The 255-nt window shown below is 46.3% G+C and carries 1 protein-coding gene; it reads left to right on the plus strand.

Annotated features, from left to right (window positions below; genetic code table 11):
• The coding region (locus tag R2R70_RS21590) for an efflux RND transporter permease subunit (RefSeq protein ID WP_410979136.1) at window positions 1-255 on the plus strand (255 nt) is incomplete at both ends.

A 255-nucleotide genomic window follows, 5' to 3' on the forward strand; every position in this document is an offset into this window, starting at 1 on the left:
CCACAAGTGGTTCAAGACCAAGTTACTTATGTGCTTACTACTGCTATGTTATCGGTGCCAGGGGCTAAAACCGTAAGAGGCTTTTCATTTTTTGGCGACTCGTATGTTTATATTATTTTTGATGACAGCACTGATTTGTACTGGGCGCGTAGCCGAGTGCAAGAATACCTAACCCAAGCTGCAAACCGTCTGCCTGAAGGTGCAACGCCAGAGCTTGGACCTGATGCAACGGGTGTTGGTTGGGTTTACCTATAT

The organism is Cobetia sp. SIMBA_158 (genome assembly GCF_046566945.1).
GTDB classification, from domain to species: domain Bacteria; phylum Pseudomonadota; class Gammaproteobacteria; order Pseudomonadales; family Halomonadaceae; genus Cobetia; species Cobetia amphilecti.